Annotated in this window: 24 protein-coding genes and 1 tRNA gene; 1 reads left to right on the top strand and 24 read right to left on the bottom strand. The window is 70.9% G+C overall.

Translation table 11 applies throughout. From position 1 onward, the window contains the following. Positions 1-115: 115 nt before the first annotated feature. The 16 genes from F1615_RS05220 to F1615_RS05145 all read right to left on the bottom strand — a co-directional run bounded on the left by F1615_RS05220 (position 116) and on the right by F1615_RS05145 (position 18,327). The gene (locus tag F1615_RS05220) at positions 116-553 is read right to left on the bottom strand and encodes a hypothetical protein (protein WP_037935951.1); all 438 of its coding nucleotides are present in this window, start codon (positions 551-553) and stop codon (positions 116-118) included. A gap of 311 nt (positions 554-864) precedes the next feature. Next, positions 865-2,196: an MraY family glycosyltransferase gene (locus F1615_RS05215; protein WP_149547662.1), complete on the bottom strand. Its 1,332-nt coding sequence runs from the start codon at positions 2,194-2,196 to the stop codon at positions 865-867. A 137-nt stretch (positions 2,197-2,333) separates the two neighbouring features. Further along, positions 2,334-3,572 carry a serine hydroxymethyltransferase gene (gene glyA / locus F1615_RS05210; protein ID WP_149547661.1) on the bottom strand — a complete coding sequence of 413 codons (1,239 nt, stop codon included), beginning with the start codon at positions 3,570-3,572 and terminating at the stop codon, positions 2,334-2,336. A gap of 134 nt (positions 3,573-3,706) precedes the next feature. Then, positions 3,707-4,384 carry a protein-tyrosine-phosphatase gene (locus F1615_RS05205; RefSeq protein WP_149547660.1) on the bottom strand — a complete coding sequence of 226 codons (678 nt, stop codon included), beginning with the start codon at positions 4,382-4,384 and terminating at the stop codon, positions 3,707-3,709. Beyond that, positions 4,381-5,028 carry an L-threonylcarbamoyladenylate synthase gene (locus F1615_RS05200; protein WP_149547659.1) on the bottom strand — a complete coding sequence of 216 codons (648 nt, stop codon included), beginning with the start codon at positions 5,026-5,028 and terminating at the stop codon, positions 4,381-4,383. The genes F1615_RS05205 and F1615_RS05200 overlap by 4 nt, the downstream gene beginning before the upstream one ends. A 53-nt stretch (positions 5,029-5,081) precedes the next feature. After that, entirely contained in the window at positions 5,082-5,927 is an 846-nt protein-coding gene (gene prmC / locus F1615_RS05195) for a peptide chain release factor N(5)-glutamine methyltransferase (RefSeq protein ID WP_149547658.1), read from the bottom strand. A gap of 27 nt (positions 5,928-5,954) precedes the next feature. Beyond that, positions 5,955-7,022 carry a peptide chain release factor 1 gene (prfA, locus tag F1615_RS05190; protein WP_149547657.1) on the bottom strand — a complete coding sequence of 356 codons (1,068 nt, stop codon included), beginning with the start codon at positions 7,020-7,022 and terminating at the stop codon, positions 5,955-5,957. A gap of 105 nt (positions 7,023-7,127) precedes the next feature. Beyond that, the gene (gene rpmE / locus F1615_RS05185) at positions 7,128-7,349 is read right to left on the bottom strand and encodes a 50S ribosomal protein L31 (RefSeq protein ID WP_085572322.1); all 222 of its coding nucleotides are present in this window, start codon (positions 7,347-7,349) and stop codon (positions 7,128-7,130) included. A 190-nt stretch (positions 7,350-7,539) separates the two neighbouring features. Then, positions 7,540-8,679, bottom strand: a complete 1,140-nt coding sequence (locus F1615_RS05180) for an LCP family protein (protein ID WP_149547656.1) — start codon at positions 8,677-8,679, stop codon at positions 7,540-7,542. Positions 8,680-8,922: 243 nt separating this feature from the next. Next, positions 8,923-10,986 carry a transcription termination factor Rho gene (rho, locus tag F1615_RS05175; protein ID WP_149547655.1) on the bottom strand — a complete coding sequence of 688 codons (2,064 nt, stop codon included), beginning with the start codon at positions 10,984-10,986 and terminating at the stop codon, positions 8,923-8,925. Positions 10,987-11,406: 420 nt separating this feature from the next. Beyond that, a complete protein-coding gene (thrB, locus tag F1615_RS05170) occupies positions 11,407-12,324 on the bottom strand; it encodes a homoserine kinase (RefSeq protein WP_149547654.1) in 918 nt (305 codons plus the stop codon). Between the two features lie 343 nt (positions 12,325-12,667). Beyond that, positions 12,668-13,726, bottom strand: coding sequence for a threonine synthase (gene thrC / locus F1615_RS05165; protein ID WP_149547653.1), 1,059 nt, complete (start codon positions 13,724-13,726; stop codon positions 12,668-12,670). 6 nt (positions 13,727-13,732) lie between these two features. Beyond that, a complete protein-coding gene (locus F1615_RS05160; RefSeq protein ID WP_149547652.1) occupies positions 13,733-15,025 on the bottom strand; it encodes a homoserine dehydrogenase in 1,293 nt (430 codons plus the stop codon). Between the two features lie 177 nt (positions 15,026-15,202). Beyond that, on the bottom strand, positions 15,203-16,594 hold the full coding sequence (lysA, locus tag F1615_RS05155; protein ID WP_149547651.1) for a diaminopimelate decarboxylase: 1,392 nt from the start codon (positions 16,592-16,594) through the stop codon (positions 15,203-15,205). Between the two features lie 20 nt (positions 16,595-16,614). Continuing rightward, complete coding sequence (nrtL, locus tag F1615_RS05150) at positions 16,615-17,697, bottom strand: ArgS-related anticodon-binding protein NrtL (RefSeq protein ID WP_149547650.1); 1,083 nt, start codon at positions 17,695-17,697, stop codon at positions 16,615-16,617. A 147-nt stretch (positions 17,698-17,844) separates the two neighbouring features. Next, positions 17,845-18,327 carry a response regulator gene (locus tag F1615_RS05145; RefSeq protein WP_388234747.1) on the bottom strand — a complete coding sequence of 161 codons (483 nt, stop codon included), beginning with the start codon at positions 18,325-18,327 and terminating at the stop codon, positions 17,845-17,847. A gap of 119 nt (positions 18,328-18,446) precedes the next feature. Between F1615_RS05145 and F1615_RS05140 the strand changes: the two genes are divergently transcribed. Continuing rightward, positions 18,447-18,518, top strand: a tRNA-Arg gene (locus F1615_RS05140). 175 nt (positions 18,519-18,693) lie between these two features. Here F1615_RS05140 and F1615_RS05135 read toward each other — a convergent pair. The 8 genes from F1615_RS05135 to F1615_RS05100 form a co-directional block, all read right to left on the bottom strand. Further along, complete coding sequence (locus F1615_RS05135; RefSeq protein WP_167533662.1) at positions 18,694-19,077, bottom strand: DUF6083 domain-containing protein; 384 nt, start codon at positions 19,075-19,077, stop codon at positions 18,694-18,696. Positions 19,078-19,273: 196 nt separating this feature from the next. Then, a complete protein-coding gene (locus F1615_RS05130) occupies positions 19,274-20,647 on the bottom strand; it encodes a tyrosine-type recombinase/integrase (protein WP_149547647.1) in 1,374 nt (457 codons plus the stop codon). Then, the gene (locus F1615_RS05125) at positions 20,644-20,814 is read right to left on the bottom strand and encodes a helix-turn-helix transcriptional regulator (protein WP_037722595.1); all 171 of its coding nucleotides are present in this window, start codon (positions 20,812-20,814) and stop codon (positions 20,644-20,646) included. Before F1615_RS05125 ends, F1615_RS05130 begins: the two co-directional genes overlap by 4 nt. Then, the gene (locus tag F1615_RS05120; protein ID WP_244328642.1) at positions 20,811-22,190 is read right to left on the bottom strand and encodes a replication initiator; all 1,380 of its coding nucleotides are present in this window, start codon (positions 22,188-22,190) and stop codon (positions 20,811-20,813) included. Before F1615_RS05120 ends, F1615_RS05125 begins: the two co-directional genes overlap by 4 nt. 88 nt (positions 22,191-22,278) lie before the next feature. Further along, on the bottom strand, positions 22,279-22,584 hold the full coding sequence (locus tag F1615_RS05115) for a SpdD-like protein (protein ID WP_149547646.1): 306 nt from the start codon (positions 22,582-22,584) through the stop codon (positions 22,279-22,281). Positions 22,585-22,604: 20 nt separating this feature from the next. Beyond that, positions 22,605-22,760, bottom strand: a complete 156-nt coding sequence (locus F1615_RS05110; protein ID WP_006134826.1) for a hypothetical protein — start codon at positions 22,758-22,760, stop codon at positions 22,605-22,607. Between the two features lie 15 nt (positions 22,761-22,775). Continuing rightward, entirely contained in the window at positions 22,776-22,955 is a 180-nt protein-coding gene (locus F1615_RS05105; protein ID WP_019524147.1) for a mobile element transfer protein, read from the bottom strand. A gap of 13 nt (positions 22,956-22,968) precedes the next feature. Further along, the gene (locus F1615_RS05100) at positions 22,969-23,673 is read right to left on the bottom strand and encodes a DUF2637 domain-containing protein (protein ID WP_149547645.1); all 705 of its coding nucleotides are present in this window, start codon (positions 23,671-23,673) and stop codon (positions 22,969-22,971) included. Between the last annotated feature and the right edge of the window lie 39 nt (positions 23,674-23,712).

Below are 23,712 nucleotides of genomic sequence, written 5' to 3'. Positions count from 1 at the left end.
GGCATCTCGCCTCGCGATTGAACAGGCGTCAGCTCGGATGCCCGCGCCCGCGATGCCGCAGTTGGCACCGGACGATAGCAGGAGTTCCCAAGCCTCTTTATCCCGGGCCTACCCCTCACGACGAATGCCCCGAGTTTCCGGGCCTGTTGCCCGTCGTCGACTCGGGCTCGACGTAGAGGATCTTGGATTTCATGTGGGCGCGCGTCTGTGCGGCGATCCACACGAGCGTGGTGCCGACGAGCGTGAGGGCGAAGGCCTTGGGGTGGAACAACGTCGTGTCCCGGAACACCGCGACAAAGACGAACAGCAGCAGGATCTGCGCCGCGTACAGCATCAGACCCATGGCCTGGAACAGGTGCGGAAGCGATTTGGCAGTGCGCTGCAGTACGTAGAGGCCGATCCCCATGAAGAGGATCACCACCACGGTCGCGACGAGCGCCCCGATCGCGCCCTTGCCACCGGCGACCAGCGCGCTGACGACGGCGGCGACACCGCCGGCGGCAGCCGTGGGCACGGCGGCCTGGGCCAGGATCCGGACGTCATTGGACGGCATGGCGGCAACTCCGCTTTTCACAGGGGGCAGGGTGTCGTCATGGACGAGCGTAGACCCCCGGGCCGAGTGTCGATTCCTCGCGCCAATGAACCGTCGCACTGCGGTCCTTCGGCTCTATCCGGGGTTCTCGTGAACGGTATCACAAACTATTTGATGCAGTCTTTACCTGTCAGGTGTGCCCGCCGTCACACATGAGAGTGATTCCGCGCGTCTGAGCGAAAACCGAGCCGGTATGTCTGCTATTGGACGCTTCGCACCCCCAACACCGCCCCATCGGGGCCCCACGACTTGGCAATGCTCTAGCCGGATTCTTACCTTGACCGTGACCGGTCGCCCAGGCGTGCGCGGGAGCCGACGGCGGTCGCTCCGTTGACGCCGGAGACACCCGCGGCCACCGGGGTGCGCTCCTCGGGTGCTTCCCCGGACGACTCGCTCGCCTCCGCGGCCGACGCGTCCTGAGCGGCGGGCGAGGCCCGGCGGCGGCGGTAGCGCGGAGGCACGACGGCCTCCGCCCAGCGCGGGGCGCGTGGGGTGAAGCGGGGCAGCAGGAGCAGGACGAGACCGATCGTGGAGAGGATCACCACGCTCAGCACGATCCACATCGACGCCGAGTTCACGGAGTACGTGAGCGCGCCGAAGGCGATCAGCGCCGACCAGAAGTACATGATCAGCACCGCCCGGCTGTGCGAGTGGCCGATCTCCAGCAGCCGGTGGTGCAGGTGGCCCCGGTCCGCCGCGAACGGCGACTGGCCGCGCCAGGTGCGCCGCACGATCGCCAGGATCAGGTCGGCGGCCGGCACCGCGATGATGGTCAGCGGCAGCAGCAGCGGGATGTACACCGGCACCGTCTGGTGCACCGCCTCCTTCTCCGAACCGGCGAACAGCTTCAGCGCGTCCGGGTCGACCTGCCCGGTGACGGAGATCGCGCCGGCGGCGAGCACCAGGCCGATGAGCATGGAGCCGGAGTCTCCCATGAAGATCCGCGCGGGATGCATGTTGTGCGGCAGGAAGCCCAGGCACATGCCCATCAGGATCGCCGAGAACAGGGTCGCCGGAGCGGCCGCCTCGATGCCGTACGAGTACCAGATGCGGTAGGCGTACAGGAAGAACGCCGCCGCCGCGATGCACACCATGCCGGCCGCGAGGCCGTCCAGGCCGTCCACGAAGTTGACCGCGTTGATGGTGATCACGACCAGCGCCACCGTGAGCAGCGTGCCCTGCCACTGGGTGAGCGCGACCGAACCGACGCCCGGGATCGGCAGCCACAGGATCGTCAGACCCTGCATGACCATCACGCCGGCGGCGATCATCTGGCCGCCCAGCTTGATCAGGGCGTCGATCTCGAACTTGTCGTCCAGCACACCGATCAGCCAGATCAGCGCCGCCCCGGAGAGCAGCGCCCGCGGCTCGTTGGACTTCTCGAAGAGCTGGTTGAGATTGGTGAGGTGATCGGCGACCAGCAGACCCGCGCACAGCCCGAAGAACATCGCGATACCGCCGAGCCGCGGAGTGGGTTCCCGGTGCACGTCACGCGCCCGGATCTCCGGCATCGCCCCGGCCACGATCGCGAACTTCCGTACCGGCCCTGTCAGCAGGTACGTCACCGCGGCCGTGATGCAGAGCGTCAGCAGGTATTCACGCACGGGCTTCCCCACAGGTCTCGCTGGCCATCACAGCCCCACACCCTAGCGAGGCGCGCATACGAGTGGGGACTTCCGGGTAGCGACGATGGTTGCACGCGTGGCTGTACACCGGTGCGCCTGCCCGCGCCGGGGCCGCGTCAGCGCGGGTACGGAGGGAACGCCGCCGCCAGTTCCCGTACGTCCTCCCGGGCCCGCGCGGTCTCCGTCCCTCCCCGCAGCACGCTCGCCAGCAGCCCCGCGACGAACCTCATCTCCCGTGCGCCCATGCCCTGCGTCGTCACCGCCGCCGTGCCCAGCCGCAGCCCGCGGCCGTCGTCGTGCGGAAGCGCACAGCAGTCGAGGACGATGCCCGCCGCCGCCAGCCGGCCGCGCGCGGTGCGCCCGTCGACCCCGAGCGGGGCCGGGTCGGCGATGATCAGATGGGTGTCCGTGCCGCCGGTGGTGACGATCAGCCCCTCCGCGGCCAGCGCGGCGGCCAGCGCCCGGGCGTTGGCGACCACCTGGTGCGCGTACGCCGCGAACGCCGGCGTCGCCGCCTCCCCGAACGCGACCGCCTTGGCCGCGATGGTGTGCATCTGCGCACCGCCCTGCGTGAAGGGGAACACGGCCCGGTCGACGCGCTCGGCCAGCTCGCCGCCGCACAGGATCATCCCGCCGCGCGGACCCCGCAGCACCTTGTCCGTCGTCGCGCACACGATGTCCGCGTACGGCACCGGACTGGGCGCCACTCCCCCGGCGACCAGCCCCATGGGATGCGCGGCGTCCGCGATGAGATGGGCACCGGCCTCGTCGGCGACCTCGCGGAAGAAGGCGTAGTCGATGTGTCGGGGATAGGCGATGGAACCGCACACGATCGCCTTGGGGCGGCGCGTACGGGCGAGGGTGCGGACCTGCTCGTGGTCGATGAGGCCGCTCTCCGCGTCCACGCCGTAGCCGACGAAGTCGAACCAGCGGCCGGAGAAGTTGGCGGGCGAGCCGTGGGTGAGGTGACCGCCGTAGGGCAGCCCGAGGGCGAGGACGGTGTCACCGGGGCGCAGCAGGGCGGCGTACGCGGCGAGCACGGCGGAGGAGCCGGAATGCGCCTGCACATTGGCGTGTTCCGCGCCGAACAGCGCCTTCGCCCGCTCCACGGCGAGGCGCTCGGCGACGTCGACGATCTCGCAGCCGCCGTGGTGCCGGTTGCCGGGGTAGCCCTCGGCGTACTTGTTGGCGAGCGGTGAGCCGAGGGCGGCCAGCACGGCCGGCGACGTGAAGTTCTCGGCGGCGATCAGCTGGAGCTTGGACGACTGCCGCTCACGCTCCCCGAGCAGCACATCGGCGAGCTCGGGATCCTGCCGCCGCAGGACATCGGCCTCGAGGGCATGGCTGACCGTCATGATCCGCTCCCGGACGTCGACACTGACGTACGCCCAATGTAGGCCGGACCAGCCGGCAACGCCCGAGTTCTTACGCCCCTGTGCGCGGTACGGCGGAACGACGCCTGAGGTCCTGCACCGGCCCCGGCACCCGCCTACGCCCGCGCGGGCACCCCGGTCAGCGCCGTCACCACGGGATCCAGCGCCTGGTGTATCTCGTCCCCGATGGACCGGAAGAACGTCAACGGCGCCCCGTACGGGTCGTACACCTCGTCCGCCTCGGCCGTGGGTGCCAGCAGCCACCCGCGCAGGGCCGCGGCGGCGCGCACCAGCGCCCGGGCACGCATCACCAGCCCCTCGTCCAGCGGCGGCAGCGTCGCCGGATCGATGGCGTTGACCAGCCGGGTGAACTCCTTCAGCGTGAAGGTCCGCAACCCGGCCGAATGCCCCATGGAGATGACCTGCGCCCGGTGGTCCCGCGTGGCCGTCAGCACCAGGTCCGCCCGGATCACGTGATCGTCCAGCAGCTCGCGCCCCACGAACCCGGACGCGTCCGCGCCGAACTCCGCCAGCACGGTCTCCGCGTGCGCCTCCATCGCCGCGCCCTCGTGCCCCCACGTGCCCGCGCTCTCCACGATGAGCCCGCCGCCCAGGACGCCCAGCCGCTGGCTCACGAAATGCCGGGTCAGCCGCTCGGTGATGGGCGAGCGGCACACGTTTCCGGTACTGACGTGGAGGATGCGGAAGGTGTCGCGCGGAAACCCGAAGGTCGTCGTGATCTCCGCGCTGGATTCCCCGTTGCCTATGCCACGCCCCGCCTCAGGGGCCGTCAATTCGCCACCTCGAGGTCGGGTACCACCTTGCGCAGTTCGTCCGGCGAGAGCGCGCCCTCGCGCAGCAGCACCGGCACGGGCCCCGTGACGTCGACGATGGAGGAGGGCACGTTGCCCGGGGTGGGCCCGCCGTCCAGGTACACGGAGACGGAGTCGCCGAGCATCTCCTGCGCGGCGTCGCAGTCCTCGGGTGCCGGGTGACCGGTCAGGTTGGCCGAGGACACGGCCATCGGGCCGACCTCGGTGAGCAGTTCGATCGCGACCGGGTGCAGCGGCATCCGCACGGCCACCGTGCCCCGGGTGTCCCCGAGGTCCCACTGGAGGGACGGCTGGTGCCTGGCGACCAGCGTCAGCGCGCCCGGCCAGAAGGCGTCGACCAGTTCCCAGGCCTTCTCGGAGAAGTCGGTGACCAGTCCGTGCAGGGTGTTCGGGGAGCCGATGAGGACGGGGGTGGGCATGTTGCGGCCCCGGCCCTTGGCCTCCAGCAGATCGGCGACGGCCTCCGAGGTGAACGCGTCGGCGCCGATGCCGTACACCGTGTCCGTCGGCAGCACCACGAGCTCGCCCCGGCGGACGGCGGACGCGGCCTCGCGCAGACCGGTCGCGCGGTCGGTCGCGTCGTTGGTGTCGTATCGCCGAGCCATCTGGCGGGCCTCCTCGTACACGTGCTGCTGGGGGGTCGAAGTATGCCGGGTGCTCACGGCAGTGCCTTGCGGGCGGTGGCGAACCGCGGGCGGTTGTTCAGGTCGGGGTGGTCGGCGGCGTCGGTCCAGCCGCGGTCCTCGGCGAAGATCCACGGCACCTGGCCGCCCTGGGTGTCGGCGTGCTCCACGACGACCACCCCGCCGGGACGCAGCAGCCGGTGCGCGGTGCGCTCCAGGCCGCGGATCAGGTCGAGGCCGTCCTCACCGGAGAACAGCGCCAGCTCGGGGTCGTAGTCGCGGGCCTCCGGCGCGACGTACTCCCATTCGGTGAGCGGGATGTACGGGGGGTTGGAGACGACCAGGTCGACCTGGCCGTCGAGGTCCGGGAAGGCCGTCAGGGCGTCTCCCTGGCGCAGCTCGACCCTGGACCCCTCCACGTTCTTGCGGGTCCACCGCAGGGCGTCCTCGGACAGCTCCACGGCGTACACGCGGGAGCGCGGGACCTCCTGCGCGAGGGCGAGCGCGATGGCGCCCGAGCCGGTGCACAGGTCGACGATGCACGGCTCGACGACGTCCATCGCGCGGACGGCGTCTATCGCCCAGCCGACCACCGACTCGGTCTCGGGGCGCGGTACGAACACCCCGGGACCGACCTGGAGCTCCAGGTAGCGGAAGTACGCCCGCCCGGTGATGTGCTGGAGCGGCTCGCGGGCCTCGCGGCGGGCGATGACCTCCCAGTACCGGGCGTCGAAGTCGGAGTCCTTCACACTGTGCAGCTCGCCGCGCTTGACGCCGTGCACGAACGCGGCGAGCTCCTCCGCGTCGGTGCGCGGCGAGGGCACGCCCGCGTCGGCGAGCCGCTGGGTGGCCTGGGCCACCTCGGCGAGCAGCAGGTTCACTGGTCCTCCGGACTGTCTTTCGGGGGCTTACGCGGCGGCGAGCTTGGCGGCCGAGTCCGCGTCGACGCAGGCCTGGATCACCGCGGCGAGGTCGCCGTCCAGGACCTGGTCCAGGTTGTAGGCCTTGAAGCCGACGCGGTGGTCCGAGATGCGGTTCTCCGGGAAGTTGTACGTCCGGATCTTCTCGGAGCGGTCGACGGTGCGGACCTGGCTGCGCCGGGCGTCGGCGGCCTCCCTCTCCGCCTCCTCCTGTGCCATGGCGAGCAACCTGGAGCGCAGGATACGCAGTGCCTGCTCCTTGTTCTGCAGCTGGCTCTTCTCGTTCTGGCAGGAGGCGACAACTCCGGTCGGAAGGTGCGTGATGCGCACGGCGGAGTCGGTGGTGTTGACGGACTGCCCGCCGGGCCCGGAGGACCGGTAGACGTCGATCCGCAGGTCGTTCGGGTTGATCTCGACGTCGACCTCCTCCGCCTCCGGGGTCACCAGGACGCCCGCCGCGGAGGTGTGGATGCGCCCCTGGGACTCGGTGGCCGGCACGCGCTGCACGCGGTGCACGCCGCCCTCGTACTTCAGCCGCGCCCACACGCCCTGGCCCGGCTCGATCTGCCCGCGGGCCTTCACGGCGACCTGGACGTCCTTGTAGCCGCCCAGCTCGGACTCGGTGGCGTCGATGATCTCGGTCTTCCAGCCGACGCGCTCGGCGTAGCGCAGGTACATGCGCAGCAGGTCGCCGGCGAACAGGGCGGACTCGTCGCCGCCCGCGCCCGCCTTGATCTCGAGGATGACGTCCTTGTCGTCGCTGGGGTCGCGCGGGACGAGAAGCAGGCGGAGCTTCTCGGTGAGTTCCTCGCGCTGCCGCTCCAGATCCTTGACCTCGGCGGCGAAGTCTGGGTCGTCGGCGGCCAGTTCGCGCGCGGTCTCCATGTCGTCGCCGGTCTGCTTCCAGGAGCGGTACGTGGCGACGATCGGGGTGAGCTCGGCGTAGCGCTTGTTCAGCTTGCGCGCGTTGGCCTGGTCGGCGTGGACCGACGGGTCGGCGAGCTTCTTCTCCAGGTCGGCGTGCTCGGCGACGAGTTCCTCGACGGCCTCGAACATCTTGGGCTCCTGCGATTGCGTGGGTGAAGGGGCGGGCGACCAAAAACGCCGGTCCCGGCCTGCCCCGGGCGGGGGCGCGGCCGTGGACCGGCGGTATGGGGCTCGCTACTTCTTGGAGCCGGCGGCCTTGCCGAAGCGGGCCTCGAAGCGGGCCACACGGCCACCGGTGTCGAGGATCTTCTGCTTGCCCGTGTAGAACGGGTGGCACTCGGAGCAGACCTCGGCGCGGATGGCGCCGCCGGAGATCGTGCTGCGGGTGGTGAACGACGCGCCGCAGGTGCAGCTGACCTGCGTCTCGACGTACTCGGGGTGGATGTCGCGCTTCAAGGTGTCTCCTAGGTTCGGGAGGGCACCGGGTCGCTGCCGCGGGGTGCGGGAGCGTGAACCGGGGCCGACGTACCAGTCTGCCAGGACTGGGGCCATCACCCAAAACCGGGGGTTGCCGTCTTTTGTTCCCCGCGGGCCCGGCGGGGGCCGGCCGCGCCCGCGCGGCGGAGCCGCACATCGACACGGCCCCCTAACCGGCGTCGACCACGCCCCTCGCCTCACCCGTGGCCGTGTCCTGCGTGGCGCTCACGGGGATCGGCTCGTCGTTCCTGAGCGCGTCCCACACCAGCCGGGACTTGTCCTTCAGCGGGAGGACGCGGTTGCCGTTCGCCGGGTCGTACTGGACCGGCATGGTGATCATGTGCATGTTGCCGGGGCCGATGCCCTTCAGGCCGCTCGCGAAGGACATGAGCGAGTTCACCGAGCCGAGGCCGGAGTCGGTGGTGACGGCCTTGGTGGCGCTGTCGGCGAGGCTGTACAGCTTCTTCGGGCTGGTGAAGACGCCGACCTCCTTGACCTGCCGCACCAGGGCCCTGACGAACGCCTGCTGGAGCTGGATGCGGCCGAGGTCGGAGCCGTCGCCGACGCCGTGCCGGGTGCGGACGAGACCGAGGGCCTGTTCGCCGTCGAGGCGGTGGGTGCCCGCCGGGAGGTCGAGGTGGCTGTCGGGGTCCTCGATGTCCTCGGTGGTGGTGACCTCGACGCCGCCGAGCTCGTCGATCAGCTTCTGGAAGCCGGTGAAGTCGATCTCCAGGTAGTGGTCCATGCGCAGGTCGGTGATCGACTCGACGGTCTTCACCGCGCAGGCCGCCCCGCCCGTGGAGTAGGCGGAGTTGAACATCACGCCGTTCGCGGCCGGGTGGGTGCCGCCCTCGGTGTCCTCGCATGCGGGGCGGTCGATGAGGGTGTCGCGCGGAAGGGAGACGACGCTGGCCTTCTTGTGGCCCTCGTGGACGTGCACGATCATCGCGGTGTCGGAGCGGGCGCTGCCGTCGTCGGCGCCGCCGCCGAGTTCCTTGTTGCCGTCGGCGCGGGTGTCGGAGCCGAGGACGAGAATGTTCTCCGAGCCGTTGTCCGCCTTCTCCGGCCGGTCGGTGCCGAGGGCCTGGTCGATGTCGACGCTGTCGATGTTGCCGTTGAGCTTCAGGTACAGGTATCCGGCGCCGGTGCCGCCGAGCACGACGATGCCCGCCGCGGTCCAGGCCACGACCTTGAGGCCCTTGTGCCGCTTCCCGCCCGGTGTGCGGCGGCGCCCCTTGCCCCGGCGGCGCGTGCCCGTGGTACCGGACTCCCCCGGTATCCCGGGGCCCGGTGTGCTCTCGGCAGACATGTACTCCTCAGCTCTTCTCCGGTCGGTTACCCCCTGCGCTTGCCGGCAGACATGGCCGTCACGGCCCGTACGTCACCATGGTCCCGCCGTCGGGTCAGACGGGGAAATCCGGCAAAGGGTTGCACGGCGCCCCTTGTGGCGAAGGTCTCGCTCGCGCCCCACCTGCCCCCAACGCGCACGAAGGGCCGCTTCCGTCACGGAAGCGGCCCTTCGTGGAGGTGGCACTCGGCCGAAGGCGGGACGTCAGTCGCCGTTGCCCGGCGTCGGCGTCGTCTTCTGGATCTGCATCAGGAACTCGGCGTTCGACTTCGTCTGCTTCATCTTGTCGAGGAGCAGCTCGACCGCCTGCTGCTGGTCGAGGGCGTGCAGCACCCGGCGCAGCTTCCAGACGATGGCGAGCTCGTCGCTGGCGAGCAGGATCTCTTCCTTACGGGTACCGGACGCGTCGACGTCCACCGCGGGGAAGATGCGCTTGTCGGCGAGCTTCCGGTCGAGCTTGAGCTCCGCGTTGCCGGTGCCCTTGAACTCCTCGAAGATCACCTCGTCCATGCGGGACCCGGTGTCCACCAGGGCGGTGGCGAGGATGGTCAGCGAGCCGCCGTCCTCGATGTTGCGGGCCGCACCGAAGAAGCGCTTCGGCGGGTACAGGGCGGTCGAGTCGACACCACCGGACAGGATGCGGCCGGAGGCCGGGGCGGCGAGGTTGTACGCACGGCCCAGACGCGTGATCGAGTCGAGCAGCACGACGACGTCGTGACCCAGCTCCACCAGGCGCTTGGCGCGCTCGATGGCGAGCTCGGCGACCGTGGTGTGGTCCTCGGCCGGACGGTCGAAGGTCGAGGAGATGACCTCGCCCTTGACCGACCGCTGCATGTCGGTGACCTCTTCCGGACGCTCGTCGACGAGGACGACCATCAGGTGGCACTCGGGGTTGTTGTGCGTGATCGCGTTGGCGATCGCCTGCATGATCATGGTCTTGCCGGTCTTCGGCGGGGCCACGATCAGACCGCGCTGGCCCTTGCCGATCGGCGACACCAGGTCGATGATCCGGGTGGTGAGCACGCCCGGGTCCGTCTCCAGGCGGAGGCGGTCCTGCGGGTACAGCGGGGTGAGCTTGTTGAACTCCGGGCGGCCACGGCCGTGTTCGGGCGCCATGCCGTTGACGGAGTCCAGGCGGACCAGCGCGTTGAACTTCTCGCGGCGCTCGCCCTCCTTGGGCTGGCGGACCGCGCCGGTGATGTGGTCGCCCTTGCGCAGGCCGTTCTTGCGGACCTGGGCGAGGGAGACGTACACGTCGTTCGGGCCGGGCAGGTAGCCGGAGGTCCGGATGAAGGCGTAGTTGTCGAGGATGTCCAGGATGCCCGCGACCGGGATCAGGACGTCGTCCTCGGCGATCTGGGGCTCCTGCACCTCGTCGCGGCCACGGCGGCCACGGCGGTCGCGGTAACGGCCGCGACGGCCACGGCGGCCGCCTCCGTCGTCGTCGTAACCGTCGTCCTGGCGGCCTCCGCCGCCCTGCTGGTTCTGCTGACGGCCGCCGCCCTGGTTCTGCTGCTGGTCGTCACCCTTGCTGCGACGGTCACCGCGATCCCCACGGTCACCACGGTCACCGCGATCCCCACGGTCCCCGCGATCCCCACGGTCACGGTCGCGGCCGCGCTCACGGCGGTCGCGGCGGCGGCCCTCGCCGCCGTCGTGGTCGGACTTGCCCTCGCCCTGCTGCGACTGCTGCTGGGCCGGGGTCTCGGCCTTGGAGTCGGTCTTCGCCTCGGCGGCGATCGTCTCGGTCGCGGCGGCCGGGGCGCCGGCCTCGGCGGTGGCGCGACGGCGGCGGCGCTCGGTGGGGGCGGCCTCCTCGGCCTGCTCGGCCGAGGCCTTCGGCGAGGGCTGGCCGGGGATCTCGATCTGCTGCTGGGCCGCGGCCTTGTCGGCGGGGGCCTGCTCGGCCTTGGCGTCGCCCTTCTCGGCGGTGTCACCCGTACGGGTCCGGGAGGTGGCGCGGCGCTTGGGCTTGGTCTCGGCGGCGGACTCGGCCTTGGCCGGGGCAGCTCCCCCGGAGGGGGCACCTCCACCGGCGGCCTGCGCCTCCTTGATGACCTCGATCAGCTGGCTCTTGCGCATGCGCGCGGTGCCCCTGATGCCGAGGCCGGATGCGACCTGTTGCAGCTCGGCCAGCACCATGCCCTCGAGGCCGGTACCGCGGCGCCGCCGGGAGCCGGCACCGGAGGCAGGCGCGGAAGCGTCCGTGGCGGGCGCGGCAGCGGTCTCCTCGACACGTGCGCCCATCAGATCGGTGGTGTCGCTCACGAAGGGTCCTTCCCTGGAGCGGACGTCGGCCTGTCTGGCTCGGCGACCGGTTGTGCTGTCCGGCATCGGTCCTTGCTGTGTGAACCGTGCCGGGGCGGTTGTCCGCCTGAGCGGCGGAAGAGATATCTGGTGATGGCGCTCCCCCGAGCCGTGGCACCCAGTGTCACGTGGCGTGGTCGCACCGGTTCCGGAGATCCCCCAGAGGGGGTAGCCCCACCGTCGGGCCGTTCAGTGTCCGCGTACGACGTACTGCCCGCGTACGTAGCAGTGGACACAGTGCGGCTTGGGGGGCTCCCGGAAGAATGTCTGTCCCGGACGGGGACACGAGGCACCTCGCCATGGTGGGGTCGGGTGCAGACTTGAGATTAACACTACCGGATCCAACAAACATTCCCCCTCTCGAAATCCGGCAACCGTGTGTCAGGTGGCGAGCGGTAGCACGCTCGCACCCTGCACATCGAGACCGAGCCGATTGGCGGCCCAGTCGGCGCCGGCCAGTGCTTCGACCTTGTCGGCCGTGCCCGCGTCCACCAGCGCCATGACCGTGGGTCCGGCGCCGGAGATCACTGCGGGGATGCCGTCCCCGCGCAGCCGCTCCACCAGGGCGGCGCTCTCGGGCATGGCCGGGGCGCGGTACTCCTGGTGCAGACGGTCCTCGGTGGCGGGCAGCAGCAGCTCGGGGCGCCTGGTCAGCGCCTCGACGAGCAGGGCGGCACGGCCCGCGTTGGCGGCGGCGTCGACGTGCGGCACGGTGCGCGGGAGCAGTCCGCGCGCGGTCTCGGTGAGGACCGGCTTCCCGGGCACGAAAACCACCGGAACGATGGAATCGGCGGGTTCCATCCTGATGGCCCGGGCCGCGCCGCCCTCCATCCAGGACAGGGTGAATCCGCCCAGCAGACAGGCCGCGACGTTGTCGGGGTGGCCCTCGATCTCGGTGGCCAGTTCGAGCAGCGCGGTGTCGTCGAGCTTGGCGTCGGCCCCTATCGTCACGGCGCGGGCGGCGACGATTCCGGCGCAGATGGCGGCCGAGGAGGAGCCCAGTCCCCGGCCGTGCGGGATGCGGTTGGCGCAGACGATCTCGAGGCCGCGCGGCTGTCCGCCGAGCAGGTCGAAGGCGGTGCGCAGAGAGCGTACGAGGAGATGGCGCTCGTCCCGCGGGAGGGTCTCGCTGCCCTCACCCGCGATGTCGATGTGCAGCCCGGAGTCGGCCACCCGGACGACCACGTCGTCGTACAGCCCCAGCGCGAGGCCGAGGGCGTCGAAGCCCGGGCCGAGGTTGGCGCTGGTGGCGGGGACGCGCACCCGGACGGCGGCGGCGCGGAAGGCTGGACCGGCCATCGCTCGAAGACTCTCCTTGAGCTGCGTGACTGTCGAATGACATTCCATGGACATTCGATGACGTACGAAAACCCTGGGGCCGCCGCAGACCGGGGTGGCCGGCCGCTTTCCGGGTCGTTCCCGGCCGCTTTCCGGACCGTGGGGACGACGCACGACCGCGGCATATGCGGCGGGCGGGTTCAGTACAGCCTATCGAAGAAAGGTTCAGTGGCGACATAGGGCGCACAGGAGGCGCACGATGCGTGTCGCGAGCCCCCTGTGCACCCCTCGTCGGTGACGTCCCCAGGTCGGCGCGCCCTTACGCCCGCCGTGCGGAGGGCGGCGGGTGCAAGGGCGGTGCGGTCTAGGCGAGGCCGAGCCGCTGGGCGGCGGTCGCCGCGTCGACGGGAACGGTGACCGGCTGCGGCGCGCCGGCGACGGCCCAGTCCGGGTCCTTCAGACCGTTGCCGGTGACCGTGCACACGATCCTCTGGCCCGGGTCGACCTTGCCCTGCTCGGCGGCCTTCAGCAGACCGGCCACCGACGCGGCGGAGGCGGGCTCCACGAAGACGCCCTCCTGCGAGGCCAACAGCCGGTAGGCGCGCAGGATCTCACGGTCCGTCACCTCGTCGATGGCGCCGCCGGACTCGTCCCGCGCGGCGAGCGCGAAGTCCCACGAGGCCGGGTTGCCGATCCGGATGGCGGTGGCGATGGTCGAGGGGTCCTTGACGACCTCGCCGCGCACGATCGGCGCGCTGCCGGACGCCTGGAACCCCCACATGCGCGGCGTCCTGGTGCTGACGCCGTCGGCGGCGTACTCCTTGTAGCCCTTCCAGTACGCGGTGATGTTGCCCGCGTTGCCCACCGGCAGGACGTGGATGTCGGGCGCGTCGCCCAGCATGTCCACGATCTCGAAGGCCGCGGTCTTCTGCCCCTCGATACGCACCGGGTTGACCGAATTGACCAGCGCCACGGGGTAGTTGTCGCTCAGCGCGCGGGCGAGCGTCAGACAGTCGTCGAAGTTGCCGTCGACCTGGAGGATCTTCGCCCCGTGGACCAGCGCCTGGCCCATCTTGCCGAGCGCGATCTTGCCCTGCGGCACGAGGACGGCGGAGACCATGCCCGCCCGCACGCCGTACGCGGCGGCGCTCGCGGAGGTGTTGCCGGTCGAGGCGCAGATGACGGCCTTGGCCCCCTCCTCCTTCGCCTTCGAGATGGCCATGGTCATGCCGCGGTCCTTGAAGGACCCGGTGGGGTTCGCGCCCTCGACCTTGAGGTGCACCTCGCAGCCCGTGCGCTCGGAGAGCACCTGCGCGGGCACGAGCGGCGTACCGCCCTCACGGAGCGTCACGACCGGCGTGCTGTCGGATACCGGCAGGCGGTCCCGGTACTCCTCGATGATTCCGCGCCACTGGTGGGTCATTGCTGGTTACTCTCCTTCAACCCGCATGATGCTGGCGACACCACGCACGGTGTCGAGCTTGCGCAACGCCTCGACGGTCCCGCCGAGGGCGGCGTCGGACGCACGGTGCGTGACGACGACGAGCGACGCCTCGCCGTCCTTGCCGGACTGGCGAACCGTGTCGATCGAGACACCGTGCTCCGCGAACACGGTCGCGACCTGGGCGAGGACACCCGGTTTGTCGGCCACGTCGAGGCTGATGTGGTAGCGCGTGACGACCTCGCCCATGGACGAGACGGGCAGCGCGGCATACGCGGACTCGCCGGGCCCGGTGGTCCCGCCGATCCGGTTGCGCCCCACGGCGACCAGGTCCCCGAGCACGGCCGAGGCGGTCGGCGCGCCGCCCGCGCCCGGACCGTAGAACATCAGCTGCCCGGCGGCGTCCGACTCGACAAACACGGCGTTGTAGGCCCCGCGCACGGAGGCCAGCGGGTGGCTGAGCGGAATCATCGCCGGATGCACCCGCGCGGTGACCGACGCACCGTCCTCGGCCCGCTCGCAGATGGCGAGCAGCTTGATGGTGCAGCCCATCTCCTTCGCGGACGCGAAGTCGGCGGCGGTGACCTCGGTCATCCCCTCGCGGTGGACGTCGTCGAGGCGCACGCGCGTGTGGAAGGCGATCCCGGCGAGGATGGCGGCCTTGGCGGCCGCGTCGAAGCCCTCGACGTCGGCGGTCGGGTCGGCCTCGGCGTACCCGAGCGCGGTGGCCTCGTCGAGCGCCTCCTGGTAGCCGGCGCCCGTGGTGTCCATCTTGTCGAGGATGAAGTTGGTGGTGCCGTTGACGATGCCGAGCACCCGGTTGACCTTGTCGCCGGCGAGGGACTCGCGCAGCGGGCGGATCAGCGGGATGGCGCCGGCGACGGCGGCCTCGTAGTAGAGGTCCTTGCCCTGTTCCCCGGCGGCGGCGTGCAGCGCGGCGCCGTCCTGGGCGAGCAGCGCCTTGTTCGCGGAGACGACGGAGGCGCCGTGCTCGAAGGCGGTGGTGATGAGCGTACGGGCGGGCTCGATGCCGCCGATGACCTCCACAACGATGTCGAGGTCGCCGCGTTTGACGAGCGCGGTGGCGTCGGTGGTGACCAGGGCGGGGTCGATGCCCTCACGCACCTTGTCGGGCCGCCGCACGGCGACCCCGGCGAGCTCCACCGGGGCCCCGATGCGGGCGGCGAGGTCGTCGGCGTGCGTCGTCATGATGCGCGCCACCTCTGAGCCGACCACTCCACAGCCCAGCAGCGCCACCTTCAGCGGACGCGTACGCATCATCCGACCTCGTTTCCTGATTACCGTCTCGGTTGCACCAGTCTCACTCACCGGACGGGAGTTTCTGCCCTTTGTCCGGATCGTGAGACGTCTATTTCATTTGCCCGGCCCGTGGGACCGAAGATCTTCCCGGCCGGTCCCCCGCCGGCCGTCCGGCCGCGCGCGAAGGACCGCACCGGACTACCCGACGTCGAGCCGGAGCAGGTCCTCCTCCGTCTCCCGCCGGACGATCACCCGCGCCTCGCCGCCGCGGACGGCGACGACCGGCGGGCGCAGGACATGGTTGTAGTTGCTGGCCATGGACCGGCAGTACGCCCCGGTCGCCGGTACGGCGAGCAGGTCACCCGGTGCCAGGTCACCCGGCAGGAAGGCGTCCTTGACCACGATGTCCCCGCTCTCGCAGTGCTTGCCGACGACCCGGCACAGCACCGGCTCCGCGTCGGAGCTGCGGGAGACCAGGGAGACGCTGTACTCGGCGTCGTACAGCGCGGTGCGGATGTTGTCCGACATCCCGCCGTCGACGGAGACGTACGTCCGCAGCCCGTCGAGCGGCTTGACCGTGCCGACCTCGTACAGCGTGAACGCGGTCGGCCCGACGATGGCCCGCCCCGGCTCGACGGAGATACGCGGCGTGCGGAGCCGGGCGGCCTCGCACTCCCGGGTGACGATCTCGGTCAGCGCCTTGGCGATCTCGTGCGGCTCACGCGGATCGTCGTCACTGGTGTACGCGATCCCGAGCCCGCCCCCGAGGTCGATCTCGGGCAGTTCGACCCCGTGCTCGTCACGGATCTCCTTGAGCAGCCCGACCACCCGGTGCGCGGCGACCTCGAACCCCGACATGTCGAAGATCTGCGACCCGATGTGCGAGTGGATCCCGATGAGCTCGATGCCGTCCAGCCGCAGGGCCCGCCGCACCGCCTCGGCGGCCTGCCCGCCGGCCAGCGGGATGCCGAACTTCTGGTCCTCGTGGGCGGTGGCGATGAACTCGTGGGTGTGTGCCTCGACCCCGACGGTGATGCGGATCTGCACCCGCTGCCGCGTTCCGAGCTCCTGGGCGATGTGCGCGACCCGGACGATCTCCTGGAACGAGTCGAGCACGATCCGCCCGACCCCGGCCTCGACGGCCCGCCGGATCTCACCCACGGACTTGTTGTTGCCGTGGAAGGCGATGCGCTCGGCCGGCATCCCGGCGGCCAGGGCGGTGGCCAGCTCCCCGCCCGAGCAGACGTCGAGGTTCAGCCCCTCCTCGTGCAGCCAGCGCACGACGGCCCGGGACAGAAACGCCTTGCCGGCGTAGAACACGTCGGCGTCGTCACCGAAGGCGGTGCGCCAGGCCCGCGCGCGGGCCCGGAAGTCGTCCTCGTCGAGGAAGTAGGCGGGGGTGCCGAACTCCTCCGCGAGCCGCTTGGCGTCGATCCCGCCGACGGTGAGCACGCCGTCCTCGTTCCGCGTGACGGTCTGGGACCACACCTTGGGGTCGAGCGCGTTGAGATCGGAGGGCGGCGCGGAGTAGTGCCCCTCGGGAAGGACGTCGGCGTGACGGGGCCCGGCGGGGTGTGCGGAACGGCTCATGATGGTCTCTCTGGGCTCTCTCAGAGGTGGTCGGGTGCGTCGATGCCGAGCAGGGACAGGCCACCGGCCAGCACCGTCCCGGCGGCTTCGGCGAGGGCGAGCCGGGCACGGTGGGCGGCCGAGGGTTTCTCGTCACCGAGGGGCAGCACGGCGGGCAGCAGGGGCAGCAGGGCATCGGCGACGGTGACGAGATGCCGGGCGAGCCGGTCGGGCGCGCGGTGGGTGGCGGCGCCCACGAGAACGCGGGGATGGTCGGCGAGGGACTGGAGCAGCGCCCGCGCCTCCACGGGACCGGGCTCGGACCCGAACCCGAGATCGGCGGCGTTGCGCACCAGACCCCGGCTGCGGGCATGCGCGTACCGGACGCGGAACAGCGGATTGCTCTCACGCTGCACCAGGTGCTCGTCACCGAGGCGCGGCCGGTCGTGCGGCGCGGGACGCAGCAGCGCCCAGCGGGCGGCGTCCCGGCCGAGGGGGAGAGGGTCGGCGGGAGCGGGGACGGGGCGGATGTCGATGCCGGCGGGAACGGGACCGGTGTCGGTCCCGGCGGGACTGTCGTGGTGGGTGGGCGTCGCGGGGTCCCGGACGCCGTCGACGCGCACCCCCAGCACGCTCTCCCACGCGGCCTCGATCGGGCCCGCGCACCCGGCGTGCACCAGGGCTCCCTGCGACCGGAGCAGGCGCGCCACGGCATCGAGCTGGACGACGGCCCGCACCTCGTGCGCCGCGTTCAGCCGTACGGCCTGGCCCGCGAGGGCGTCGCCGTGCCCGTACCGGAGCCCGCGCCGCAGCACCTCGCGCACGAGGCCGACGGGAGCGGTGCCCCGCAGACCGATGTTGAGGAACCCGGGCCCGGTGACGACGACGTCACCGATCCCCCCGGCACCCAGCAGATACGGCCGGAGAACCTCGGCGACCTTCCGCGCCGGCAGCCCGGCCGGGCGGGCGAGCTGAAGGGCGACGTTGGTGGAGTAGTCCCCGCACCCCCCGGGCCCCGGGGGCGCCACCAGCACCCGCTCGGGCAGGGCCACGCTCAGCTCACCCTCGTCGACGGCACGGCGCACCGCGTGCAGCACGGTGCGGGAGAGCTCGACGGGGGTCACGGGACAAGCGTAGGGGAGGAGGGGGGTGGGTATGCGAACGGGTTACGCCGCGATCCCGGGATGTGGACGCCACGAACGCGGAGGCGGACGCCACGCAGACGACGGTGGACGCCACGAACGAAGTGCTGGGCGCCCCCGCACTCACCCTCAGGCGTGCCCGGCGGCCGGCTCGGCGTCCCCGGGCCCGCGAACGCGCCCGAGCGGATCGCCGATCAACTCGCGGACGAGCCGGACGAGTTCCTGGGGATCGAAGGGCTTGGCGAGGAAGGCGTCGACACCGACGTCGAGCCCGCTCTCGACCTCGTACTGGGTACAGGCGCTGACGATGGCGAGCGGAATGTCACGCGTCCGCGGATCGGCACGCAGCCGGCCGGCGGTCCGCAGCCCGTCCAGCCGCGGCATGGCGACATCGAGGGTGACGAGGTCGGGCCGCACCTGATGGACGACATCCAGACACTCGGCACCATCGGCCGCGGTCACGACCTCGATGCCCTCCAGCTCGAGGTTGACCCTGATCAGCTGCCGGATGACCTTGTTGTCGTCCACAACAAGAACCCGGCCCGACGCGCCTGGCACAACTCGAGAGTAGGTCGGGACCGGCCACCGCGTCCGGCGTTTCCTCACTTCCACCCCGCAGGAGCGAAACCCCGCACTCCGGACCGCCCCCGCCGGCTGCGGAAACGGGTTCCTGACCACCCCCCGGGAACTGGTAGTGTTCTACCCGTCGCCGCGATCACCGCGACCGACACGCCCCCGTAGCTCAGGGGATAGAGCAACGGCCTCCGGAGCCGTGTGCGCAGGTTCGAATCCTGCCGGGGGCACCCTGCATGAGGTGCCCAAAGACCCCGTCACCAGCGGAAACGCTGAGGCCGGGGTCTTCGCGTATGTGCAGGCATGCGCCGCCCGGAGCAGCCCTATGACGCGGTCCGTGGACTATTCGTGGACAGGATCTTGGGGCATCTTCCCTGGTCAGCCCCGAGGTTTCCGAAGTGCCCGTCAGCCGGCGTCCGGCCACTCCTCAGGAGGCGGGGGCAGCTTCGGGTCGTCCCGCCGCTCCGCTTGCCGCGCGTTCTCCCCTCGCAGGCTCGTCAACCACGGCCACAGATCCGGCAGCGGCTGCGCCGGGCAGGCGAGACGGTGCTCGATACGGCACCGCTGGAACTGATCCGGCGGACACACCCCGTAGGCCGTCACCCGTCCATCGGACAGCTCGATCCACCGATGCTCCGCCGGCACCGTGTGAGCCAGCGGACGCATGTCCGGCTCCAGCAGTACCCAGTCCTGCTCCAGCGTCGCCACCCGATCCTGCAGCAGCCCGCAGTATGGGCAGCGAGGCTGCCCACCACCCAGCCGCCGCGGCTTCTCCTCCAAGGCCCCCATACTGCGATGGCCGCCAGCCCAGCAGTCCAGGCGTAGAGCGCGAACCGGACGGAACCCCTGGGGCAACCGTCCGCCAGCAGGGCGAAACACGACGCGGCAGGTGCAGCCAGCAACCAATGGCCGACGGCACACGGCCGAGACGTGGCGAAGCCCTCCGGCCCAAGCGGGCTGGAGGGCTGACGGCCTACGCGCGTGATCACTCGTACTCGCGCAACAACTCCTCGATCTTGCGGTTGACGATCTCCTGCCGTCCGTCGATGCACTTGGCGTAGCGGCTCAGCAGGACCTCCACGCTGTTGCCTGCACGCTCAGCGACCTCCGTCGGGTCCACCCCGGAGTTGAGCCAGGTCGACAGTGCCGAGTGCCTCAGGTCATACGGGCGAGCCGCGAGCGGAGAGGCAACCGCGGCCGGCGGAAGCGCCAGCGCACGGGCCTCCTGCCAGACGCGGTAGTACGTCGAGGACCCGACCACTCCCCCACGCTCGTTGGTGAACAGCCGCCCGTCCTCGGCGGTGCCGAACGTGTCGAGGTGCTGCCGGAGGATGGCGACGAGCTGGGGCGGGATCGGCACGAGCCGGACCTCTTCCGGCGGTCGGTTCTTGAGGCCCCGGTCGTCATGAGTCTCACCGGAGTCTGTCCACTGCTTTCCAACGCTGGGACGCGTCCGGTTGAGCAACACCGTCCCCCAGCCGGCCTCGGGCAGTTTCAGGTCCGCATCGGTGAGGCCGACGGCCTCAGCCGGACGCAAGGCGCCGTAGTACATGCAGGCGAACAGGCCGACGAGTCGGCGACCACGCGCCCGGCCGTACCCACCGACGTACGAGACCGCAGTCAGCAGGGCACGCGCCTGAGCAGGATTGGCGACCACCCGAGGATCAACTTCCCCGGCCACCTTCGGCTTCTTCCAGCGAATGCCCGTGATCGGGTTCTCTTTGAACTCCCCGAGATCGACTGCATAGTGCAGCGCATTGACGAGCGTCCGACGCTTGCGCCGGACGGTCTCCGCAGCTGCCGCCGTCCCGTCGAGCTTCAGCTTGAGCGAATCCAAAACGGCCCTTCCGATCGCAGCGTCACCGAGGTCCGAGAGCGGACGCGATGCCTTCGCCACCCAGTGCAAGGTGTTCGCGATCTCGGTCGGCACTTCGCGCTCGTCCGGTCCGGGAAGGACGAAGGCCCAGTTCCGAAGCGCCCTCCTGATCAGGTCCTCGGTCGGCTGCCCCGGACGCTCGTCAAGAAGGGCCATCGTCACGGCGGTCAGGGCCTCATTGATCCCGTTACGCGTGTTCGGCGCCGCGTGCGGCCACTTCATGGCGAGGTACTTCAAAGCGAAGGTGTACCAGGTCATTGAGGCTGCTTTTTCGACCATCGAGTCGGGCAGCCCGGTTTCTGTGTCGAACTCTTCGCCAGCATGGGCGGCGCGGAGCAACTTGGAACGGTAGTGGTCCGCGAGCCCCTTGGTGCGGAACTGTTCGGAGAACACATTTCCGGCAACGGTCCACCGGACGTCATAGGACGACTTTTTGGTGTTCCTCTTCCGGACGCCCCACACCTTCACGTCGAGAGACTTCACGCCGCCGCCTCCAACTGCCGCAGCCACATGGTGAAGTCACTCCGCCACACCCGAAGTTCGCCGTTAGGCAGCTTGAAGGCAGCAGGCCCCTGGCCCAGCTCGCGCCACCGGTAGAAAGTGCGTCGGGATACACCGCCCAGCTCTGCGAGGATCTGCGGAACGGTCATGAGTTCATCGCGTCGGCGGTCCACGTCGGAGCTCCTTCCATATCGTCGTCCGTCGAGTTGGCAGGCGACGGAATTCCGTGAGTAATGAGGCGTTCCGCAGCCGTCAGCCCAGTGCCGGCGAAGCGCCAGTGCGAGAGGACGAGGACGGTGTCCGGGTCGGGCAGCGGATAGCCGGCCTCGGCCGCGCGTTCGCGGGCCAGGGTTTCGTTGTGGTCAGCCCGCTCCTGGCGGAGGGCGCCGAGGGTGACGGAGTAGGCGCGGGACTTGGTGGAGAAGTGGCCGCAGAAGCCGAGCATGTGGGCCCACTTGCGTAGGCGCAGGTCTTCCAGCTCGGGGAGCGCCCCGAGGTGCCAGCAGGTGAGGATCATGCGTCGGGCGTGATCGGTGACGCCGGAGCCGATCAGGTCGGTGATCGGGTTGCGGATGGGCCGGTCGAGGGTGCCTGCGGTCTCGGCTCCCTTGGTGGCGTACTTCGCGATGTAGGCGGCCACGGCGCGGCTGGAAAGTTCCGAGGTGCCCGCGAAGTCGGCCGAGCGAATGGGGCGAATGTCGAGCTGTTCGCCGAAGCGGAAGGCGTACGTATGGCCGTCGAGGACCGGGCCGGGTGTCTCGGCCATCCGGGCCGCGGAGCGGATCGCGTCGGTGAGGAGTTCGGTCGTGGCCCAGGCCGGCGGGGTGTCCTCGGCGCCGTGCGGGCCGTCGAGGCGGATGACGGCGTGGAAGTGGACAGCGCCGCGCCGCTGGTACTCGGCGACCTTGGCATAGGAGACCTTGAGGCAGTGCCGCAGTGCAGAACGGCTGAGGCCCGCGCGGGAGGCGAGGTGCTGGCGCAGGTAGGTGGTGAAGCGGCCCCAGAGCTTGCCCGCATGGGCGTTCCACAGGACGGCCGCGCGGTAGTCGTATCGGTCCGGGTCCAGGGGCGTGCCGAGGGCAGGGTCGTCGTCCGGGTGGAGACGTCCGCAGCGGCACCGGCCGCCGCTGGGGCGGTTGTGCACGGGGCCGAAGGACGGGGCGGTGAAGGTGGCGAAGACACGAGGGTGTTGGGCCACGGCCGGGCCGATGCCTTTGCCGCCGCTCAGACCGGCCGTAACGAGGTGGAAGGTGTCTTTGCGGTACACCTCGGCGCACGAGGCGCACCGGGTGGCGCGGCGGTTGTTGCAGCGGATGAGGAGTTGTCCCGCCGGTAGGTCGCGGTCGGTGATCTCCCGGACGATCTCCCCAGTGGTGGCGTGGACGTCGAGCCGGTGGCCCTCCATTCGGATGGGCCGCTCGCAGCCGCCGAGGCGCTGGATCTGGTGGGCGTAGGCGCTGAGGTCGCCGTGCCGGGCGAGGGATGCCAGCTGGCGGATAGCTGCGGTCGGAGCCGCAGGAGTCATGTGCGGGGTCCTCCTTGCGTGGGCTTGCGGTTGGTTTTGTCGAGGGGGCTAGACAGTGCGAAAAGGGCGGGAGGTCGGGGCGGTGGTGTCAGCGGCGGGCGATGACGGAGCGGACGGTGAGGGCACACACGGCCACGGATGCGGCGGTGAGGGCGACGGCGAGGAGCATGGAGACCAAGACGGCGCCGACGACCAAGACCACGGCGGTGCCGCCGCCGACCAGGGCGAGCACAGTGCCCGGCGTGAGCTGGACGGCCGGACGGGCCGGGGCCGGGGTAGCGGGTGCCGGCGGCGGGGCCGGGGTGTCCGGCGTGATGGTGGTCAGTGCGACGACTGCGGGCGGGGTGGTCAGACCGGTGGGCTGCGGCATGGTCGGCACCTTCGGTCGGAACATGAGCGGTCTTCCTTCGCGGGTCACTTGAGGGCGGGGTCGATGACGGGGGCGAGCAGGCTGTCGGCGAGGAGGTAGCCGCCGAGGAGAAGTACGGCGATGAGCCACCAGGGCGGGCGGATGAGCTTGACGCCGAGGACGCCTACGACGAGCAGGGCGAGCCAGAGCGGAACGTCCATCTCAGTGGTCTCCTGTCAGGCCGGGCAGCGGTGGGTACGGGCGGCGAGTTCGGCAGCGGCACGGCTGTCGTACTCGGCGGAGAAGTCGCAGCGGGGAGCGGTGCAGGCGGCCAGGTGGCGGTTCCGGCCGCGTTCGACGTAGGAGGCGACGTTGACGGGGCCGATGCGTCGGAGGTTGCGGAAACGGCGGTTCACGGTGGGGCTCCTCTCAGAGGTGTGCGGCGACGGATGCGGTCATGGACGGGGGCAGGCCGAGCCGAGTGCGGACGGCGTCGGGGTCGGCGGGACGGCCGGTGGCCGAGCGGTGTTCCTCGGCCAGGGCCCGGACGCGGTCGACGAGGGCGGGCGGCAGGGCGACTGCAGGAGCAGAAGCAGGCGCCGGGGCGGAAGCGGTGGCCGGCGCGGCAGAAGGCTCGGGAGCCGGTTCGGGGTCGGCGCTGTACGGAACCTTGTGATCGGGCCCCTCCACGTCGGACGAACTGCCGTCAGGAGCCGTAGCGGCGTCCGTCGCAGGAGAGGCGGCGGGCTCTTCCGCGGTGTGCGGGGCGTGAGCCAGCAGCGTGCCGCCGAAGAAGGCGACAGCGGGCCAGCCCGCGACCATCACGCGGAGCCAGGCGGGTACGTCGTCCAGGTCGAGGAGGCCGGCCGTGGCGACGTTGGCGCCGAGGGACGCGGCCAGGGCTACGAGGAACCACAGGCGCGGACCGCCGGCCGCCTGGCCCGCTCGCTGTGACTGGCGCATCCGACGCCAGGCGGCGACCAGGAGCAGGTCGACACTCACGGGATAGGCCCACGCCTTCCAGCCGTCCTGTCCGGCCGCCGCGGCGACGTCGTGTAGGTGGGAGAAGGACAGGGCACCGGCGATGACGGCCTGCACGATCACGGCGTCCACGCGGGCCAGCTGGGCACGCATCGGCTCGGGCTCCTTCGGTATCAGGCAAGGCATGGGCAG

The sequence above is a fragment of the Streptomyces marokkonensis genome, from assembly GCF_008312835.1.
Lineage (GTDB): Bacteria > Actinomycetota > Actinomycetes > Streptomycetales > Streptomycetaceae > Streptomyces > Streptomyces marokkonensis_A.
The sequence above is the reverse complement of the archived record's forward strand: the minus strand, read 5'-3'. Positions and strand labels throughout refer to the sequence as shown.

Bases quoted from the DNA above. Each gene is read 5' to 3' on its own strand.
- F1615_RS05220 (WP_037935951.1), bottom strand. From the start codon at position 553: ATGCCGTCCAATGACGTCCGGATCCTGGCCCAGGCCGCCGTGCCCACG.
- glyA (WP_149547661.1), bottom strand. From the start codon at position 3,572: ATGACGGTCAGCCATGCCCTCGAGGCCGATGTCCTGCGGCGGCAGGAT.
- F1615_RS05200 (WP_149547659.1), bottom strand. From the start codon at position 5,028: ATGGCTCGGCGATACGACACCAACGACGCGACCGACCGCGCGACCGGT.
- prfA (WP_149547657.1), bottom strand. From the start codon at position 7,022: ATGTTCGAGGCCGTCGAGGAACTCGTCGCCGAGCACGCCGACCTGGAG.
- F1615_RS05180 (WP_149547656.1), bottom strand. From the start codon at position 8,679: ATGTCTGCCGAGAGCACACCGGGCCCCGGGATACCGGGGGAGTCCGGT.
- thrB (WP_149547654.1), bottom strand. From the start codon at position 12,324: ATGGCCGGTCCAGCCTTCCGCGCCGCCGCCGTCCGGGTGCGCGTCCCC.
- thrC (WP_149547653.1), bottom strand. From the start codon at position 13,726: ATGACCCACCAGTGGCGCGGAATCATCGAGGAGTACCGGGACCGCCTG.
- F1615_RS05160 (WP_149547652.1), bottom strand. From the start codon at position 15,025: ATGATGCGTACGCGTCCGCTGAAGGTGGCGCTGCTGGGCTGTGGAGTG.
- lysA (WP_149547651.1), bottom strand. From the start codon at position 16,594: ATGAGCCGTTCCGCACACCCCGCCGGGCCCCGTCACGCCGACGTCCTT.
- F1615_RS05135 (WP_167533662.1), bottom strand. From the start codon at position 19,077: ATGGGGGCCTTGGAGGAGAAGCCGCGGCGGCTGGGTGGTGGGCAGCCT.
- F1615_RS05125 (WP_037722595.1), bottom strand. From the start codon at position 20,814: ATGACCGTTCCGCAGATCCTCGCAGAGCTGGGCGGTGTATCCCGACGC.
- F1615_RS05120 (WP_244328642.1), bottom strand. From the start codon at position 22,190: ATGACTCCTGCGGCTCCGACCGCAGCTATCCGCCAGCTGGCATCCCTC.
- F1615_RS05115 (WP_149547646.1), bottom strand. From the start codon at position 22,584: ATGTTCCGACCGAAGGTGCCGACCATGCCGCAGCCCACCGGTCTGACC.
- F1615_RS05110 (WP_006134826.1), bottom strand. From the start codon at position 22,760: ATGGACGTTCCGCTCTGGCTCGCCCTGCTCGTCGTAGGCGTCCTCGGC.
- F1615_RS05100 (WP_149547645.1), bottom strand. From the start codon at position 23,673: ATGCGTGCCCAGCTGGCCCGCGTGGACGCCGTGATCGTGCAGGCCGTC.